Raw genomic sequence first — 18,416 nt, forward strand, 5'->3', positions numbered from 1 at the left:
TTTATCATTAAAGTACATCAATAATGCTTTTTATCTTTCATATCACGGTATTCCTCAAAGACTTCGAGACATTCCGCACGGTCAAGCTCCGCGGAGAAGTTATGCTCGCCCTCATAAAAGACCTTGTCTCTGAATCCGATTTTGTCTGTATCTGCTATATTGCAGCCGAAATACACCTTTCGGATATTCGCCCAGAGGATAGCTCCGCGGCACATGGGACAAGGCTCTGCGGTAGTATAAAGCTCGCAGCCCGTAAGATCGTAGGTGCCGAGGTTCTGACAGGCATTGCGTATAGCCATTACCTCGCCGTGGCAGGTAGGGTCGCTGCGCTTTATTACTTCATTATGACCTTTTCCGACGACTTCGCCGTCTCTGACGATCACACAGCCGAATGGTCCGCCGTGACCCGAATTTATCCCCAGCCTCGCCTCTTCAATGGCGATCTTCATAAATTTATCCATAATCAACCTTATTTCGGGCGGATATTATCTGCCCCTACAGCGTTATTGTCGCTTTTTTTGCATTTTCTTACGATAGCAGCGGTGTTTTCGGCAAAAGATACGCAAATACCGATCAGGGTCAGCAAAAATATCAAACCTTCCTTGCCGCTGCTGTTAAGCGAAAAAACTATTGCCACAAGAATTATTGCTATTCCTAAATTGCCTTTCATGACTTTATTATCCTTATATTGGTGCGTATATTGTCGCAAAGCTTATATTTCGATGTATTTATTTCTGTAAAACAAGTCCTCGCGGACGGTGAAGCCCATATGCTCCCAGAACTGATTGCCGTTTTCGTTATGTGTGAACACTACAAGGAGCACCTTCTGTATGCCCTCTTTTTTAAGAGCCTCCATAGCACTTTCCACTAACATTCTGCCGATGCCCTGTCCGCGTCGGTCAGGAGCTACAACAACATGGTGAAAGATACCGCGTCTGCCGTCATGACCTGCGAGGATAGTACCGATTATCTTGCCGTTTTCCTCTGCAACGAAGCTGGTTTCAGGATTGCGCTTCAGATATTTTGCGAAACCCTCGGGGCTGTCGTCCACGGGATTTGTGCCCTCATGCTCTTTCCAGCACTCAGCTACTCCGTCCCAGTCGTTGACGGTCATAACTCTTACCTTTACCATGTTACCCTCATTTCTTAGAGTGAGTAGTAAGTAGTAAATAGTGCAGCGCGGCAAAGCCGCTTCTATTCGCTACCCACTACTTACTACTCGCTTATTTAAAATCGTAACAGGCAGGAGATAGGCTCCCCTGCCTGAAACTACTGCTTATTCTTATGTCAAGAATGAATTACTTGTTGTTTCTCTTCTTGTCAAGCTGAGCTCTAACCTTTATCGGGAGACCGAAGAGGTTGATGAAGCCTGCTGCGTCAGCCTGATTGTAAACCTCATCCTCATCGAATGTAGCAACTTCCTCATCGTAGAGTGTGTATGGTGAAGTTACGCCTGCGTTGATGATGTTGCCCTTGTAGAGCTTGAGCTTTACGTCACCTGTAACTCTCTCCTGTGTCTTGTCAACGAAAGCTGTGAGAGCTTCGCGGAGAGGTGTGTACCACTGACCATTGTATACGATATCAGCGAACTTGATGCCGAGATACTGCTTGATACGTGCAGTTTCCTTATCAAGTGTGATCGTTTCGAGAACCTCGTGTGCGTGATAAAGGATAGCACCGCCGGGAGTCTCGTAAACGCCTCTTGACTTCATACCAACGAGACGGTTCTCAACGAGGTCTGCAAGACCGATACCGTTCTCGCCGCCGAGCTTGTTGAGAGCTGATACCATTTCAACGCCGTTGAGCTTCTTGCCGTCAAGCATTGTAGGAACGCCCTTCTCGAAATGAATTGTGATGTATGTTGGCTTGTCAGGAGCGTCGATAGGTGATACGCCCATTTCAAGGAAGCCCTTCTTCTCGTACTGCGGCTCGTTTGCAGGATCCTCAAGATCAAGACCCTCGTGTGAAAGGTGCCAGATGTTCTTGTCCTTTGAGTAGTTTGTCTCTCTGTTGATCTTCAGAGGAATGTTATGAGCCTCAGCGTAGTCGATCTCTTCGTCACGGCTCTTGATGTCCCATTCTCTCCAAGGAGCGATGATAGCCATTTCAGGAGCAAATGCCTTGATAGCGAGCTCGAATCTTACCTGATCGTTGCCCTTACCTGTACAGCCGTGGCAGATAGCGTCTGCACCCTCTTCGAGAGCGATCTCAGCGATACGCTTTGCAATGATAGGACGTGCAAAGGAAGTACCGAGCATATATCTGTTCTCGTAGATAGCACCGGCCTGTACTGTAGGATAAACGTAATCCTGAATGAACTCTTCCTTCAGGTCAGCTATGATGAGCTTTGAAGCACCTGTCTTGATAGCCTTCTCCTCAAGTCCGTCAAGCTCTGTGCCCTGTCCTACGTCACCTGAAACTGCGATAACTTCACAGTTATTGTAATTTTCCTTGAGCCACGGAATGATGATAGAAGTATCGAGTCCGCCTGAATATGCCAGAACTACCTTCTTGATATCCTTTTTGTTTGCCATTGTAATTACCTCCTGAATATAAACGCTTAAACTTAGCGTGGATTTGCAATATAGATATATTATACTACATAGCAAAATAATGTCAAGTATATTTGCATAAATATTCATTATTTTCAAAAATATTCACAATTATCCGCATATTATGCACTCGCAGCACCGTTTTTTCAATTGGTCGGGCTAATCAGCCCCCTATTATCCGCAGAGTGAAAAAGCTTTGTTAAATGTCATCGGGTTTTGTACGAATTTACGATTTTTACGAGAAAGCCGCAAAATAGCTTGATATTTTTTACCTTTATGTTTATAATGATAAATACATATTGCTCTGCAAAAATAATAAAGATACAGGCAGAGCTTACCGAGATTTATGGAGGTTAACATAATGGCTGATAAAAACGGTACAAAGATAACTATACTTGGCGCAGGCAATGTCGGCGCTTCTGTTGCTTATACATTCGCTGTAGCAGGCACTTGTTCCGATATCGTTCTCGTTGATATCAACAAGGCTAAGGCAAAGGGCGAGGCTATGGATATCCGTCAGGGTGTTTCATTCGGTGAGAACGTTGAGGTATTCGACGGCGGCTATGAGGACGCTAAGGGCTCTGATATCGTAGTCGTTACACTTGGTCTTGCAAGAAAGCCCGGTCAGACACGTCTTGACCTTGCTCAGACAAACGTAAACATCATCAAGGAAGTTATGCCTCAGGTAGCTAAGTATGCTCCCGATGCAATCTACGTAGTTGTCAGCAATCCTGTTGATATCCTTACATACACTATCCTGAAGTGTACAGGCCTCAAGCCAAATCAGGTAATAGGTTCGGGTACAGCTCTTGATACTTCAAGACTTCGTTCCATAATCGCTGACCATGTAGGTCTCAGCCCTAACAGTATCCACGCTTACGTATTCGGTGAGCACGGCGATTCTTCGTTCATTCCGTGGTCTATAATGAATATCGCAGGCGTTCCTGTTGATGAATACTGCGCAGACCAGGATCACGCAGACCTCGATGAGGACGAGATAATCGACGAGGTACGCAAGGCAGGGGCAGAGGTCATCAAGAGAAAGGGTGCTACATTCTATGCTATCGCAATGAGCGTTAACAAGATCTGTGACACTGTTCTCCGTGACTCAAAGAATATCATAACGGTTTCAACAATGATAAACGACAGATACGGTATCAACGACGTATGCCTCAGTCTCCCATGTGTTATCGGAAGCAACGGTATCGAGAGAGAAGTCTCACCAAAGCTCAACGATAAGGAGATCGAGAAGCTTCAGGCGAGTGCAAAGGCTCTCAGAAGCGTTATTGACCAGATCCAGTTCTGAGGAACCGCAAAATAAGCATTTACGCGGAGAACTCTTTGTTCTCCGCTTTTTTGAAATAATCAAACCGAAAGGACGCATAAATTATGAATTACGCAGAAGAATCCCTTAAAAAGCACTATGAATGGCAGGGTAAGATAGAGGTTATCTGCCGTGCTCCCCTCGAAACAAGAGACGATCTTTCACTGGCTTATACTCCGGGCGTTGCACAGCCTTGCCTCGAAATACAGAAGGACGTTGACAAGAGCTATGAGCTTACACGCCGTTCAAACCTTGTTGCTGTAGTTACAGACGGTACAGCTGTTCTCGGTCTCGGTGATATCGGTCCTGAGGCAGGTATGCCTGTTATGGAAGGCAAATGCGCTCTCTTCAAGGCTTTCGGCGATGTTGACGCAGTTCCGCTCTGTGTTCGTTCAAAGGAAGTTGACGATATCGTTAATACAGTTCGTTTACTTGCAGGCTCATTCGGCGGCGTAAACTTAGAGGACATCTCTGCTCCACGCTGCTTCGAGATTGAGAAGAAGCTGAAGGAATGCTGCGATATCCCGATATTCCACGATGACCAGCACGGTACAGCTGTTGTTACTCTCGCAGCTATGCTCAACGCTCTCAAGGTAGTAGGCAAGAAGCTCGACGAGATCAGAGTAGTTACAAGCGGTGCAGGCGCAGCAGGTATCGCTATCATCAAGCTCCTCATCTCTATGGGTCTTAAAGACGTTGTTCTCTGCGACAGAAACGGTGCTATCTACAAGGGCAGACCTGAGGGTATGAACCCGATGAAGGACGAAATGGCTGAGATCACAAACCAGCAGATGAGAAAGGGCAGCCTCGAAGAAGTTATCAAGGGCGCAGATGTATTTATCGGCGTTTCAGCTCCGGGCTGCGTAACTCCGGAAATGGTAAAGTCTATGGCTGACAAGCCTATCCTCTTCCCAATGGCTAACCCGACTCCTGAGATCATGCCTGACCTCGCTAAGGAAGCAGGCGCAGCTGTTGTTGGTACAGGCAGAAGCGACTTCCCGAACCAGATCAACAATGTTCTCGCATTCCCAGGTATATTCCGCGGTGCTCTCGATGTTCGCGCAAGCGATATCAACGACGCTATGAAGATAGCTGCTGCTAAGGCTATCGCTTCATTTGTTACAGATGACAAGCTCAGCGCAGATTACATTATCCCAAGTGCTCTGGACAAATCTGTTGCTCAGGCTGTTGCAAAGGCTGTTGCTCAGGCTGCTAAGGAAACAGGCGTTGCAAGACTTTAATGTAAAAATCACAGTATTGATTTGTGCATTGTGCTAAATCTCTAAAAATTTTCCAAAAAATATTGATTTATTTAATCAAGAGTGTTATAATGGAGCCGTACAGCTTTTGCTTTGCGGCTCTTTTAATTTGAGAGTCCGTAAGTGAAGGCTGACAGTTATTAAGTACTTTAACCGTTAGCTTCACTACAAAATTTATGATATAAGGAGAAAAACATTATGAAAAAATTTTCTATATTATTCCTGATCGCTTTGATTGGAACGATTGCAAGCGTTTTAACACTTATTATCGCAATAGCTACACAGAGTTTCTTACTGGCACAGATAGTCTTTGGCATAGCTTGTGTATTCTGCGTAGCAACAGCCTTAACTTCAAATAAACAGATCAAAAAACACTAAATCATTATAAAAAAAGCTTTCAGCTATGAATAGTCCAAAATGTTGAAAATAATAAAAAAATATTTAACGATGCCCGGACATTCAATGACACCCCTGAGAAGCTAACGGTTCGTGGGCGGCGTAAAGCCGCCCTTTTTTTAGTTATAGCAGATACAGAGGAACAAGTTTTTTTGCTCGCAAATATTGCCATTTTGAGCATTGTGTGATATAATTGAGCCGTGGAGCTTTTCGCTCTGCGGCTTTTCATATAATTCCCAAACCCTAAGGAGAATAATTCTATGAAACAACCAATCACCTTTATTTTTTTCGTTGCACTTATCGGAACTATTGCCTGCGGTATCTCTTTCGGAATTGCTCTTACCAAAAAGGATAATATGATATCTCAGATCGCTTTAGGCACAGCTTGTATGTTCTGTCTCACAACAGCTGCAACAACAGCTAAAAAACTCAAAAAGAAATAATATGCCCCTAATACTGAACGGAGGTCTTACTATGAAATGCCCTGAATGTGGAAAAGAATGTCGCAAAGGAACTATCGAAGCCAAAGACAGCGGAAGCATAACTCAGCTGTTTACATCGCTGCTCTGGTGTCCCGAAGATGAAAACGGCAAAAAGCTCAGAAAAGAAACTATAGATCTCAAGCTCCGCGGCGAAGGCTGGTACTGCGATGAGTGTATGAAGGTCTTTGCTGCCTTTGATGAAAAATGATATCTCAGGAACATAAAACGGAAGAATATACTGTCCGCCCCATAGGTCATGTACGGAACCATGTCCGTGACAAAAAAGACGTTTCATGGGGCGACGATACCTCGTGCATCGAGCTTGAAGAAGAATATTTTTCGGGACTTGCAGGGCTTCAGGATTTTTCTCACGCTATAATTCTGTTTTACCTCGATAAGGCTGTATACATCAAGGAAAAACACTTGCAGCGCAGACCTCAGAACCGCGATGATATGCCTTTGGTCGGTATTTTTTCTCAGCGCGGCAAGGATCGTCCAAATCATATCGGCATTACGGCTGTGGAGATAGTTTCGGTATCGGAAAAGACTCTCACAGTAAAGGGACTGGACGCTGTTGACGGTACTCCCGTCCTCGATATAAAGCCATATTATCCCGTTTACGACAGGAAAGACGCGGAAGTCCCTGAATGGGTAGACCGACTTATGGAACACTACTTTTAAAGGTTGAGCGTGTCTCTGCAATGCCTTTCTATAATAGGGTTTAAATCAGCCCTTTTTCAACGGAAAACCATTGATTATTGAAAAAAATATTTTTCGGTTCTGCGTTTTGCATATATGAACGCGCGTTTTTTTGTGCGTTTTGTAAAACGGGTGATTTTATGGGACGTTGAAAACGCTGTCCCCTACTAAACAAAACGGGCGGATAATATCCGCCCCTACATATGGTGGGGGCGAGATTTGCGGGCGACGGAACGTCGCCCCTACACGGTAAAATGTGTTTTCGCAATAATTACGGATTACACGAAATGGGACGTCGAGGACGCCGTCCCCTACAAAAAAGGAATGATAAATATGAGTTTAAATGACACACCCTCCTCGGAGAGAGTCCACATCGGCTTCTTCGGTCGGAGAAATGCAGGTAAATCCAGCGTGGTAAACGCTGTCACAGGTCAGGAGCTTTCAGTGGTCTCCGATGTTAAGGGTACTACCACAGACCCCGTCACAAAGGCTATGGAGCTTCTCCCGCTCGGTCCTGTAGTCATAATTGATACCCCGGGATTTGACGATGAGGGTACTCTCGGAGAAATGAGAGTCCGCAAAACAAAACAGATACTCAACCGCACAGACCTTGCCGTGCTAATCGTTGACGGCTCTGTCGGACTTGCCGATACCGAGCGTCAGTTGATAAGCATATTCGGTGAAAAGGATATACCCTTCCTTACCGTGTACAACAAGGCAGATATAGCCGAAAAACGGGTCTGTCAGGACAATGAGATAGAAGTCAGCGCTCTTACGGGGGAGAATATATACGAACTCAAAGAACGCATTGCCGCCCTTGCGAAGCTGCCCTCAGCAGAAAAGCGCATAGTGGGCGACCTGCTGAGCCCGAACGATATGACCGTGCTTGTTACGCCTATCGACGCTGCTGCACCTAAAGGCCGCATGATACTGCCGCAGGTGCAGACTCTCCGCGATATACTCGATGCGGACGCTATGGCTGTGTTCACAAAGGAGCATCAGCTTGCGGAAACTCTCAGAAAGCTCAGTTCTCCGCCGAAAATGGTCATCACAGACAGTCAGGCTTTCGCTGTGGTCAGTAGGATAGTTCCCGAAAATGTTCCTCTTACCTCGTTTTCGATACTCATGGCGCGTTACAAGGGCTTCCTTGAAACTGCCGTAAAGGGCGCAGCTGCCATAAAGGAGCTTAAAGACGGTGATACCGTCCTTATTTCCGAGGGCTGCACTCATCACCGTCAATGCGGAGATATCGGCAGCGTAAAGCTGCCCGCCCTGCTGAAAAAATATACGGGCAAGACCGTGGATATCGAACTGAGCTCGGGCAGAGAATTCCCTGAAGATCTGTCGAAATACAGCCTTGTGATACACTGCGGCGGCTGTATGCTGGGCGAGCGCGAAATGACCTATCGCCGCAAGTCCGCAGAGGATCAGAACGTTCCGTTCACAAATTACGGCATTGCCCTTGCACTTATGAACGGCATACTCAAACGCAGTCTCGGATTATTCCCGGACCTTGCCAAGGAAATAGAATGAAAGCCCGTCTGACGTATATCATCGTTACATCTGTGACAATAGCAGAAATTATCATATTCCAACAACTGAAAAAGAGGAAAACAAATGACTGAAAAAAACTCCCGACACCTCGGCTCAATTGACGGTCTGAAGGGCATAGGCGCCTGCATTATCGCCTTTTTCTGGCACTATCAGAACTTCAGCCCTCAGAACGGCTCGCCCTTTTTCTCGGTATTTCCCGTGTCCTATAAATACGGTTCTTTCATGGTGGAGCTGTTCTTTATGCTCTCGGGCTTCGGAATGATGCTGGGCTATTCGGAAAGGATAATCTCACGCAGCATAAGCTTCCGCGAATTCATAGTAAAACGTCTGAAAAGAATATATCCGCCTTTTCTGTTCTTTACCCTTTTGACTGTGATACTTGAGCTGGCATACTACTACAGATGCGGAACTACTTTCAAATATGGGAATTTCGACATTCAGCACCTGATATATAATCTCCTGATGATGCAGGAAGGCTTCTTCGGTACGGAGTGGTCGTTCAATGCTCCTGCATGGTGTATAAGCATCTGTATGCTGTGCTATCTGCTGTTCTATCTCATACTCTGCCGCGTGAAAAAAGAAAGCCACGCCTGCTATGTATTCTTTGCAGCTGCTCTCATCGGCACTGCCCTCACTATCTCGGGTGCGAAATACCCGCTGTGGAACGAGCTCGTGGGTATCGGTGTTTCCTGCTTCTTCATAGGTGCTCTGCTGTGCGTTGTCTACAAAAACAGAGAGAAATTCCGATATCAGCGGCTTGGATATCTTTGTCTGGGATTTATTATAATGTGCTACCTTGTACTGCGCTTCAAGCCCGAATTTATGGGCGATTTCCGCACAGTTTCAATAACAGGCGCTGCTCCCGCACTCATACTCTCGGTGCTGTTCGTGCCGTGGCTGAGCCTTATACTCGGCATACGTCCGCTTACATATCTTGGCAGCCTGTCCATTGTGATATACCTTGTGCATTTCCCTGTACAGTGCACCATAAAAAACATTGACGAATATGCAGGCCTCGGACTTGATTACTCCACAAAGGCTGTATGGCTGAGCTATGCAGCGGCTGTACTCATATCAGCCGTGCTGTACAAGCTTGCTGCGGCAAATGCTGTTGAAAAGGCTGTAGCGGGCTTTTTCAGGAAAAAGGACTCAAAGACCAAAGCATAAGCAAAAAATCTCCCGATAACATATAATGAAATGAAGTTGTATAAACTCAGCCACTAAGGCAATAATACAGATATCAGCTTACATTCATTATATATCGGGAGATTATTATTATGTCAGTCAGAAGAGGAGAAATATACTACGCCGACCTCAGTCCTGTTGTGGGCTCTGAACAGGGCGGCATAAGACCTGTACTTATAGTTCAGAACGATGTGGGAAACAAGCATAGCCCCACGGTGATAGCCGCTGCTATAACCAGTCAGCGGGATAAAAGCCGCCTGCCTACTCATATCGAAGTTCAGGCGGATAAATGCGGACTCGCAAAGGACAGCATTGTCCTGCTGGAACAGATACGCACTATCGACAAACGCCGCCTTAAAGACAAAATGGGCGAGCTCGACCTCAATTCCATGAACAAGGTGGACACAGCCCTTTCCATCAGCTTCGGGCTGGAGATTTAGTCAATAGCCGTTAGTATTCTTATCGAAATCGCCGTCCCCTACATTATGAGAGAGCTGACAAGGGGTATCGCAAAGCTGAAGCCCAATGCTGTAAGGAGCTGCGCTATGTTCGGTGTTACAGTGCTGAATACCATTTGCAGCTGTGGTATCATCACTGCTGCTGCAAGTACGGCTACGGACAGTACCACAGCTCCCACAAGCTTCATATTGCCAAAGGGATTCATGCGGAATACAGACCTGCGCTCGGAACGGCACTCGAATACGTGTACGAGCTGGGATACCACAAGTGTGATAAGTGCAGCGGTGCGGCAGGCTTCCAGTGAGCCGCCCATACGCATTACAGCAGTGAAGCTCGCAAGGGTGGAAAGTCCGATGAATACGCCCCTTATGACTATCTTCCACATAAGTCCCCCTGCGAAAAAGCCCTCGCCCGAACGCCGCGGCGGACGGCTCATAATATCGCTTTCAGGCGGCTCCATACCAAGTGCTACCGCAGGAAGTCCGTCTGTTACAAGGTTCACAAGGAGTATCTGCACGGGCAGCAGTATTATGGGCATTCCCATGACTATGCCCAGAAACATGGTCAGGACCTCGCCTATATTGCAGGACAGCAGATACCGCACGAACTTACGTATATTTGCATATACGCACCGCCCCTGTTCAACTGCGTTAACAAGTGTGGCAAGGTTGTCGTCCATGAGTATCACATCTGCTGCCTGCTTTGTTACGTCAGTTCCCGTAACTCCCATAGCTACGCCTACATCAGCCTCCTTGACCGCAGGAGCATCGTTTACTCCGTCCCCTGTCATGGTGACTATCTCTCCGCGGCGCTTGAAGCTCTTGACTATGCGCAGCTTATGTACGGGCTCAACACGGGCAAATACCGTATATTTTCCGATATTCCGGTCAAGCTCATCGTCTGTGAGCTTATCCAGCTCTGCACCTGTTATAGCCATGCCGCCTTTAAGCAGTCCTGCTTTTTTCGCAACTGCTACGGCGGTTTTTTTGTGGTCGCCCGTTATCATAACTGTTTTCACGGAGGCAGAAGCACACTTGCGTATTGCTGTTTTCGCCTCCTCACGGGGAGGGTCGGTCATGCCTGCAAAGCCCAAGAACATGAGGTTCCCGCGGTCAGGCTCAAAGCTTTCCGAGGTGCAGACCACAAGTGCAAGAACTCTCAGAGCCTTGTCGGACATTTCCCCGACCTTTTCTTCAAGCTGCCTGCGGACAGCAGCCGTCATAGGTGCTGCATTGCCGCTTTCGTCCATATATTGCGAACATCTCGGCAGAAGGACTTCCTCCGCGCCCTTGAAATATATGCGCTTTTCGCTGCCGCATACACAGTGTACAGCCATGAAACGCGTCTCGCTGTCAAAGGGGTATTCCTCAATAATCCGTGAAGCGTCCGAAAGCGACTCCCTTGTTATGCCTGCCTTTGCAGCGGCAATGAGCAGGGCAGCTTCCGTAGGGTCGCCTGTTACGCTCCATTCACCCTTCCCTGCAAGAACTCCTCTGTTGCGGCTTTTAGGTGCTTCCTGCACTCTTATCTCAGCCGTTGAGCACAGGACTCCGCATCGCAGAGCTTCTGTGAGAGACTTCTCGGTAATGGGATTTACTGCGATATTATCCCCCTTTGTGACCGCTCCGCTGACTCTGTAGCCCATGCCGCTGAAGCTGTAATCCTCCGATACCGTGGAAAGCTCCGTTACGGTCATTCTGTTTTCGGTGATAGTTCCCGTTTTATCGGAGCATATCACAGACGTACAGCCGAGAGTCTCGACACTGTGGAGCTTATTCACAAGAGCCTTCTGCTTCAGCATACGATTTACCGCAAGTGCAAGGGCAATAGTCACCGTTGCAGGCAGTCCCTCGGGAATTGCGGCTATGGCTATGGTTATTCCCGTCATAAGCATATCAAAAACGTTTTCGCCCCTGAGTACTCCTGCTGCAAAAACTGCTGCGCACACCACAAGGCATATTATGGCTACCGCTTTTCCAAGCTCTGCAAGACGTTTTTGCAGGGGAGTTGCTTCGCTGTCGATATCCGTGAGCATTTCCGAAATCCTGCCCATTTGCGTACTTTTTCCCGTTGCTATGACCTCTGCGCGGCAGGTCCCCTTTGTTGCGGAAGCTCCGCAGTAGACTATATTGGATTTGTTCAGTGAATTGTCCCTGTCAGCGGTATCACCTGCCACCTTGCCTACTGCCGTAGACTCGCCCGTAAGTATTGACTCGTCGGTGAAAAAGCCTGCCGCCTTCAGCACAACTGCGTCCGCAGGGATACGGTCTCCTGCTTCAAGCTCGATGATATCCCCTGTTACAAGCTTAGCTGCGTCTATTTCTTTAAGCCTTCCGTCACGCCAGCACTTTGCCGTGGGAGATGTCATGGAACGCAGAGCTTCGAGAGTATGCTCCGTGCGGTACTCCTGTACAAAGCCGAGTATCGCGTTCAGGAGCACGATGAGTATTATCGTCACCGCATCGGATATCTCTCCCAGCAGTACCGATACCACCGTCGCCGCAAGAAGTATCATCACCATTATGTCCTTGAACTGCCCTAAAAATATCTTCATAGGACCCGTTTTCCTGCTTTCGCCGAAAACATTGCCGCCCTCAGCAAGCAGCCTTTCGGCTGCTTCTTTTTCAGTAAGACCCATACCTTCACCCTTTCACATACCTTTGTCCTTACAGGATATGCTCGGTGTGGGACAAATATGACCTATTTCAACGGTCGGTGCGGTCGGTGTCGGCAGAAATGAAAAGGGCGCACAATGTGCGCCTCAGCTTATCGAAAAAGTGGTTTTACCAATGAAGGGGATTCCAAAGGGACTGTGTTCCTTTGGCAGAGTCCAGAGGCAGCGCCTCTGGTGGGGCATGGGGCAAAGCCCCATACATAGCCTCAAAGCGCTTCGCAAAGGGTGAATCAAAAAACAGTCCGGTGGACTGTTTTTTGAGAGGGAACGCCTTGCAAGTGAAGGCGTTCCCTTAATAAAATAGGTTTTATTCTGTAAATATCTCATCGTAAGCATACCAGTAAAGCGTATCAAGGGTATCCTTTTTGCCTGCGCTTCCGCCGTAGCCGTTAATGGAATAACGACGTGGGTTACTCGTGCCGTAGGGATAGGTACCTATGCGGACGGAGTGGTTTGTCCAGCTCTTTGCAGCGGCGGCGTACTCAACAGAGCCGTTTCTTATAATGACAAAGTATTCTACCTCGTCTGCGCTGCTGTAGTAAGTCTTCATACGCTGTCTGAAGTCTCCTGCATCAAATGGAACGGCTGCATCGGACTCGGGGTCGGAACTTACGATATAGAGTCCCTTTATGTTCTTTTCCTCCTCGTTGAGCTCCGCAAGAACGTGGTCGGCAGCTTTGCGTATATCGTTCGCATAGTTGTTTGCATCTATCTGTGCAGCTTTTACCCTGTAGCCCTGTACAGCAGGCACTAAAATCGCAGTTGTGACCATGATTATGAATATAACAGGTATTATTATCGCCCATATCCATGCGTTGCTCTTTTTTTCGGGCGGATATGAGATGTACTGATAGGGATACGGATCATATGGCGGAGGATAGTTTGAAGGCGGCTGCATACCGTTATTGGGATATTGTCCGTATTGCTGCGGATATCCGTTTATATAGGGCTGCTGAGCATTGCTGCTGCCCTGCATAGGCGGCGACGATGTACAGCTGCATTTTTCGCCTTCTGCAAGCTGTCTGCCGCATTGTGTGCAGTATGGCATGATATCACTCCTTTAAATGTAGTTAAGTGTTTTCAGTATGAACAGCCAGCCTGTCAGCGTAAACGCGCTGCAAAGAGTCGTAAGCATAACGGCAAAGGCTGTTACAGTTCCCTTATGACCAAGATTTTTTGCCATTACAAAACAGCTTCCCGTAGTCGCACTGCCAAGCATTACCAGTATAGCTATAAGCTTTTCGCCGCGGAAACCCAGCTTTACTGCCACAGGCAGGAATATCGAGCAGAACAGCACAAGCTTGATAAAGGCTATGCCTGCGGTCACGGGCAGTTTTCCCTTTGCTTCGCCGAACTTCACAGAAGCTCCCAGAGCTATGAGCGACAGAGGAGTTGCCATATTTCCCAGATAGGTCACGGATTTGCTGAGTATGACGGGCTGAGGTATTTTTAGCAGCGACCATGCTATACCGACGATTATTCCGAGGATTATGGGATTTGTGGCTATGCTTTTCAGTGTATTCAGTGCAAGCGCTTTTTTGCCCCTGCTCTTATCCTTATCGGGAGATGTCACGGCAAGAGTCGTAACGGCTATGATATTGTAAAGCGGAACTGTTCCTACTATCATCAGAGCCGCCATAGTCGAATGACCGTAGATATTATTTACGAAGGCAATTCCGAGTATCGCGGCACTGCTTCGGTAGGAAGCCTGTATTATCTCGCCGCGCTCCGACTTTTCCTTTGTCATGAGCGAGTAAAGCACCGCTATGCCTACACTCAGCAAGGTAACGCACATACAGAACAGTACGAAGCCGCCGTTCCATACCGAGCGAAAATCCGCAGTTGACAGATCCATGAACAGCAGTGCGGGAAGAAGTGTGCGGAATACGAATTTATTTATCTGCGCCGTTGAGTGGTCGTCAAGCAGCTTTACCCTATGCACGAACCAGCCGAATACCATCATAAGAAATACAGGAACAGTGGCATTAAGGCTGAATATGAGATTTTTCAGAAACAAAAATTATCACTACCTTATTGTGAGCGTCCGAGTCAATGGACTTTTTTACCTTTTATGTTTTGTCTCATTCATTATAGCATATTTTCGCATTATGTGCAATATCAGGCAGCCGAAGTCAACTCAAACAGGGACTTATATTTTCCGCACGGAAAATATAAAAGCCTATTAACGCAGCAGATATGTCCGACATTTTGAATATTTGCGTTTTTTTGTCACATAATAGCTCCGAAACGGAGGTATCATCATGGCAAAACGTATCGACAGAGGAGTTTTTCAGACAGAAACTCCCGTAAAAATAAAAAGCTATGCAGCTGTTGTGGGCGAAAAAGAGGGACAGGGACCTCTCGGCAGCTGCTTCGATAAGGTAGTCTCAGACAGCCATTTCGGCAAGGCTACGTGGGAACAGGCGGAAAGCCGCTTCCAGCTTGAAGCTGTGGGACTTGCCCTGAGAAAGGCTCAGCTTACAGAAAATGACCTTGACGTTATATGTGCAGGCGACCTCATCAATCAGTGCATAGGCTCGGCTTACAGCATGAGAGAGCTTGCTGTCCCGTTTCTCGGGCTATACGGTGCCTGCTCCACTATGGCTGAAGGTCTCCTCATCGCTTCTGTCCTTACAGACTGCGGTCTTGCAGAAAATGCTGCGGCTGTTACCTCTTCTCATTTTTCAACGGCAGAAAGGCAGTTCCGCTTTCCCCTGTCCTACGGCGGTCAGCGTACTCCCACAGCTCAGTGGACCTGTACTGCTTCGGGTGCAGTCATTCTTTCCCGTGACAGCGGCACTGCAAGTATTGTCGGAGGGTGTGTAGGCAGGATAGCTGACCTCAATATCTGCGATATAAACAATATGGGAAGTGCAATGGCTCCTGCTGCCGCAGATACTATTTCTCGCTATCTCTCGGCAACTGATACTTCTCCTGCGGATTATGACTTCATAGTTACAGGTGATCTGGGACTCGTGGGAAGTAAGCTCCTCCTCGATATCCTTATGAAGCAGGGCATTGATATCTCTGCTCAGCACCGTGACTGCGGCGCAATGATATTCGATCCCGAGTCTCAGGATACACACTGCGGCGGCTCGGGCTGCGGCTGCGGAGCAAGCGTGCTCTGCGGAAATTTCCTGCCTATGCTCGAACGTGACGAGATTCACAGTATTCTATTTGCGGCTACAGGCGCTCTTATGTCGCCTATGTCAATGCAGCAGGGAGAAAGTATACCTGCTATCTCACATTTGATCCATATCAGAAAGGATAGATAATATGCTCTGGGATATATTAAAGGCTTTTCTTGTCGGCGGTGCTGTATGCGCCGTGGGACAGCTCCTCATAGACTTCACTAAACTCACACCTGCAAGAATACTCACGGGCTTCGTTGTAGCAGGTGTCATCCTCTCCGCTATCGGACTCTACAAGCCCTTTGCCGACTTCGCAGGCGCAGGTGCTACAGTACCTATCACGGGCTTTGGTCATCTCCTTGCCGAGGGCATAAGAAAAACCATCGAAAACGATGGTCTCCTCGGTATATTCACAGGCGGTCTTACCGCGGCAGCAGGCGGTGTGACTGCTGCACTTCTGTTCGGTCTGACTGCTTCTTTTTTGTTCAAGCAAAGGGATAAGTCCTGAATCGGCTATTTTATGAGAGTTCCGTGATAGTGACATTCGTATATCACTTCTCCTCTGTACGCTATCACCTCATAGCCCTGAAACCATTCAAAATCGCCCTTTACCGTGCTTTTGTACGTGTAATCGCCGTCCCTGTACTCGCAGGGACCGCGGAAAGGCTTGTCAGCAGGCACCTGCAAAAGCGCTTCCTTCAGAAAATCACCGCTGAATGGCTCTCCTATGACCTGCCCTGCGTAATTCATGCTCCAATAAGGCTTTCCGCTTATCCAGACAGCCTCCTCCCCGGCAAACTGAGCTCCGCCAAGATAGGTGTCGATATATCTCAGCTCACCCTCGCTGTATTCCAGATCATGAGACTCCGGTCGGCTCGGAACAGTTTCTGCACCCTTCCCTGCATACGTCGCCCTTTTCGCCCTCATAAGAAACTCTATTACTTCGTCTTTCTCCATTTTCCTTCCTCCCGCATCAGCTTTTCATGCTTTATTTTATCATATATTTAAACCCTTGTCAATGCTGCTGTTGTAAATTGTGCTCTCTTAAGCTGTAAGCAAATACACTTATTTGTACAAGTCTACAAATAAATATTTTTTTTCGCCTTTATGCTTGACTTTTACCCGTTTTTATAATATAATAATTTAGTCGCAGGTGACGGCACTAATTTATATGGCGGCATAGCTCAGTTGGCTAGAGTACTCGGTTCATACCCGATTGGTCGTTGGTTCGAATCCTACTGCCGCTACCATTATGGCCCGTTGGTCAAGAGGTTAAGACATCGCCCTTTCACGGCGGAATCATGGGTTCAATTCCCGTACGGGTCATCCTTACAAAGGCTCCTAAATGACGATATATCGTTGTTTAGGAGTTCTTTTTTTACCCTGATACGGCTTCTGTCCTTTATTTGTCCTTTATAAGGTCTTAGACCGTCCTTTGCCAGTATCGGGCTTTTTGAAGTCAAGAACCGAAGCTATCGCTTCACTTGCCCTTGCTTGAGCCTGATTGAATACATGACAGTAGATAGAAGTCGTAGTTGTTATCGTTGAGTGACCTAACGCTCCTGACACAGCTGCTGCGTCCACACCCTTGTTAATAAGAGCCGAAGCATAGAAGTGTCGCAGGGAATGTATGTCACAGAATCGGAAATTGTTTTCCTCACAGAATTCTCTGAGCCAGAAATATGGTGTATTGTTGTTCATCGGCTCTCCATTCCACTTAACGAATAAACGATCATAATCTATCCACTTCGTACCAAGAGTAATACGCTCCTCGTCCTGTTCTGCCTTGTATTCACGCAACAGATCCATTACGTTCTGAGGAAATTTCAGTGAACGCTGAGACTTTTTTGTTTTGGTTGTATCAGTGTAAATACCCTTGGAAGCGGTATAATTGCTTGTTCTGCGGACACTAATAACACAATTGTCCCAGTCTATGTCCTTCCATTCAAGTCCAAGCATTTCCCCGCGTCTGAATCCGCTGTATATTGCCAGAGTGACGAAAACGCGGTATTTCAGCGGCGCGTTCTCGAGGATCTGAAAGAGCTTTTCAACTTCTTCAAGAGTGTAGATATCTTTCTCCTTCTTCTCTCCCTTTGGAACAGTTACACGCCTGCAGGGATTATCAATAAGCATTTCCATCTTTAATGCATAACTAAATACATCGCTGATGAAGCTCAGGTGGTGAACCGCTGTCTTTCTCGACAGCGGTTTTCCGTTTTTAAGGCTCTTTCCGTTAAGTGCCAGATCGTTGATGAACTGTTGGATATGACGGCTCGTGACCTTATCAAGCCTGAGATGACCGATTGCAGGATAAACTCTTACAGTGAGCTGCTTCATACGCTCATATGACGTATTTCTGAGGTTGAGCTTTGCATATTCCTCGAACCACTGCTCGGCAAAGTCCTGAAACTTCACATTTGCCGTAACCTGTCCTTTCATACATTTATCCTCAAACAGGATAGCTTGCCTCTGAAGTTCCTTTTCAAGCTGAATCTTACTCATTCCGTCCACAGGCTTCCAAGACATAGTCTGAATAACCTGATTGCCTGATGTGTCATATCCGCAGGAAACTCTTATCTGATAGGTGTTTCCTCTTTTTCTTATAGTAGCCATAAAATATTCTCCTTTGATATCATAAGTTATGGCATACTCCTGTATGCCGTTATTATAACACTTCTGCGCTTTAAAGTCAAGACAGGAT

Annotated in this window: 20 protein-coding genes and 2 tRNA genes; 13 read left to right on the forward strand and 9 right to left on the reverse strand. The window is 47.1% G+C overall.

Features of this window, described 5'->3' with window-relative positions; translation table 11 throughout:
• Nucleotides 1–17 precede the first annotated feature (17 nt).
• The 4 genes from BUB28_RS15370 to BUB28_RS15385 all read right to left on the reverse strand — a co-directional run bounded on the left by BUB28_RS15370 (nt 18) and on the right by BUB28_RS15385 (nt 2,534).
• Entirely contained in the window at nt 18–461 is a 444-nt protein-coding gene (locus tag BUB28_RS15370; RefSeq protein WP_072952406.1) for a nucleoside deaminase, read from the reverse strand.
• A gap of 8 nt (nt 462–469) precedes the next feature.
• Nucleotides 470–670, reverse strand: coding sequence for a hypothetical protein (locus BUB28_RS15375; RefSeq protein ID WP_072952407.1), 201 nt, complete (start codon nt 668–670; stop codon nt 470–472).
• A 42-nt stretch (nt 671–712) separates the two neighbouring features.
• Nucleotides 713–1,132 (reverse strand): GNAT family N-acetyltransferase, encoded by a 420-nt coding sequence (locus BUB28_RS15380; RefSeq protein ID WP_207647120.1) that lies wholly within the window; start codon nt 1,130–1,132, stop codon nt 713–715.
• 166 nt (nt 1,133–1,298) lie between these two features.
• Nucleotides 1,299–2,534 (reverse strand): argininosuccinate synthase, encoded by a 1,236-nt coding sequence (locus tag BUB28_RS15385; protein ID WP_072952408.1) that lies wholly within the window; start codon nt 2,532–2,534, stop codon nt 1,299–1,301.
• A 379-nt stretch (nt 2,535–2,913) separates the two neighbouring features.
• On the opposite strand from BUB28_RS15385, the gene BUB28_RS15390 reads away from it, so the two are divergent.
• From BUB28_RS15390 to BUB28_RS15430, 9 genes are all read left to right on the forward strand, one after another.
• Nucleotides 2,914–3,858 (forward strand): L-lactate dehydrogenase, encoded by a 945-nt coding sequence (locus tag BUB28_RS15390; RefSeq protein WP_072952409.1) that lies wholly within the window; start codon nt 2,914–2,916, stop codon nt 3,856–3,858.
• A gap of 83 nt (nt 3,859–3,941) precedes the next feature.
• The gene (locus BUB28_RS15395; RefSeq protein ID WP_072952410.1) at nt 3,942–5,117 is read left to right on the forward strand and encodes an NAD(P)-dependent malic enzyme; all 1,176 of its coding nucleotides are present in this window, start codon (nt 3,942–3,944) and stop codon (nt 5,115–5,117) included.
• A gap of 216 nt (nt 5,118–5,333) precedes the next feature.
• Nucleotides 5,334–5,513, forward strand: coding sequence for a hypothetical protein (locus BUB28_RS15400; protein ID WP_072952411.1), 180 nt, complete (start codon nt 5,334–5,336; stop codon nt 5,511–5,513).
• Between the two features lie 278 nt (nt 5,514–5,791).
• Nucleotides 5,792–5,974: a hypothetical protein gene (locus tag BUB28_RS15405; RefSeq protein ID WP_072952412.1), complete on the forward strand. Its 183-nt coding sequence runs from the start codon at nt 5,792–5,794 to the stop codon at nt 5,972–5,974.
• 31 nt (nt 5,975–6,005) lie between these two features.
• A complete protein-coding gene (locus tag BUB28_RS15410; protein WP_072952413.1) occupies nt 6,006–6,221 on the forward strand; it encodes a PF20097 family protein in 216 nt (71 codons plus the stop codon).
• A complete protein-coding gene (gene tsaA, locus BUB28_RS15415) occupies nt 6,218–6,694 on the forward strand; it encodes a tRNA (N6-threonylcarbamoyladenosine(37)-N6)-methyltransferase TrmO (protein WP_072952414.1) in 477 nt (158 codons plus the stop codon). The genes BUB28_RS15410 and tsaA overlap by 4 nt, the downstream gene beginning before the upstream one ends.
• A 351-nt stretch (nt 6,695–7,045) precedes the next feature.
• On the forward strand, nt 7,046–8,245 hold the full coding sequence (gene hydF / locus BUB28_RS15420; protein WP_072952415.1) for a [FeFe] hydrogenase H-cluster maturation GTPase HydF: 1,200 nt from the start codon (nt 7,046–7,048) through the stop codon (nt 8,243–8,245).
• A gap of 84 nt (nt 8,246–8,329) precedes the next feature.
• Entirely contained in the window at nt 8,330–9,433 is a 1,104-nt protein-coding gene (locus tag BUB28_RS15425) for an acyltransferase family protein (protein ID WP_072952416.1), read from the forward strand.
• 110 nt (nt 9,434–9,543) lie between these two features.
• Nucleotides 9,544–9,891, forward strand: a complete 348-nt coding sequence (locus BUB28_RS15430) for a type II toxin-antitoxin system PemK/MazF family toxin (protein WP_072952417.1) — start codon at nt 9,544–9,546, stop codon at nt 9,889–9,891.
• Between the two features lie 38 nt (nt 9,892–9,929).
• Here the strand turns inward: BUB28_RS15430 and BUB28_RS15435 are convergent, their stop codons facing one another.
• The 3 genes from BUB28_RS15435 to BUB28_RS15445 form a co-directional block, all read right to left on the reverse strand.
• Complete coding sequence (locus BUB28_RS15435) at nt 9,930–12,548, reverse strand: cation-translocating P-type ATPase (protein WP_072952418.1); 2,619 nt, start codon at nt 12,546–12,548, stop codon at nt 9,930–9,932.
• Nucleotides 12,549–12,891: 343 nt separating this feature from the next.
• Nucleotides 12,892–13,632, reverse strand: coding sequence for a hypothetical protein (locus BUB28_RS15440; protein ID WP_072952419.1), 741 nt, complete (start codon nt 13,630–13,632; stop codon nt 12,892–12,894).
• Nucleotides 13,633–13,644: 12 nt separating this feature from the next.
• Entirely contained in the window at nt 13,645–14,601 is a 957-nt protein-coding gene (locus tag BUB28_RS15445) for an AEC family transporter (RefSeq protein ID WP_347497399.1), read from the reverse strand.
• Between the two features lie 244 nt (nt 14,602–14,845).
• Here BUB28_RS15445 and BUB28_RS15450 point away from each other — a divergent pair, with 244 nt between their 5' ends.
• Together BUB28_RS15450 and spoVAE are read left to right on the forward strand one after the other, a co-directional pair.
• Nucleotides 14,846–15,859, forward strand: a complete 1,014-nt coding sequence (locus BUB28_RS15450; protein ID WP_072952420.1) for a stage V sporulation protein AD — start codon at nt 14,846–14,848, stop codon at nt 15,857–15,859.
• 1 nt (nt 15,860) lies between these two features.
• Entirely contained in the window at nt 15,861–16,223 is a 363-nt protein-coding gene (gene spoVAE / locus BUB28_RS15455; RefSeq protein ID WP_072952421.1) for a stage V sporulation protein AE, read from the forward strand.
• A 5-nt stretch (nt 16,224–16,228) separates the two neighbouring features.
• Here the strand turns inward: spoVAE and BUB28_RS15460 are convergent, their stop codons facing one another.
• Nucleotides 16,229–16,672, reverse strand: a complete 444-nt coding sequence (locus BUB28_RS15460; protein ID WP_072952422.1) for a DUF5680 domain-containing protein — start codon at nt 16,670–16,672, stop codon at nt 16,229–16,231.
• Between the two features lie 216 nt (nt 16,673–16,888).
• Here BUB28_RS15460 and BUB28_RS15465 point away from each other — a divergent pair.
• A tRNA-Met gene (locus tag BUB28_RS15465) sits at nt 16,889–16,965 on the forward strand.
• A 4-nt stretch (nt 16,966–16,969) separates the two neighbouring features.
• Nucleotides 16,970–17,041 (forward strand) — tRNA-Glu (locus BUB28_RS15470).
• An 87-nt stretch (nt 17,042–17,128) separates the two neighbouring features.
• Here BUB28_RS15470 and BUB28_RS15475 read toward each other — a convergent pair.
• Nucleotides 17,129–18,328 carry a tyrosine-type recombinase/integrase gene (locus BUB28_RS15475; protein ID WP_072952423.1) on the reverse strand — a complete coding sequence of 400 codons (1,200 nt, stop codon included), beginning with the start codon at nt 18,326–18,328 and terminating at the stop codon, nt 17,129–17,131.
• Nucleotides 18,329–18,416 lie beyond the last annotated feature (88 nt).

The organism is Ruminococcus flavefaciens (genome assembly GCF_900143025.1).
In the GTDB taxonomy this organism is placed as follows: Bacteria; Bacillota; Clostridia; order Oscillospirales; family Ruminococcaceae; genus Ruminococcus; species Ruminococcus flavefaciens_I.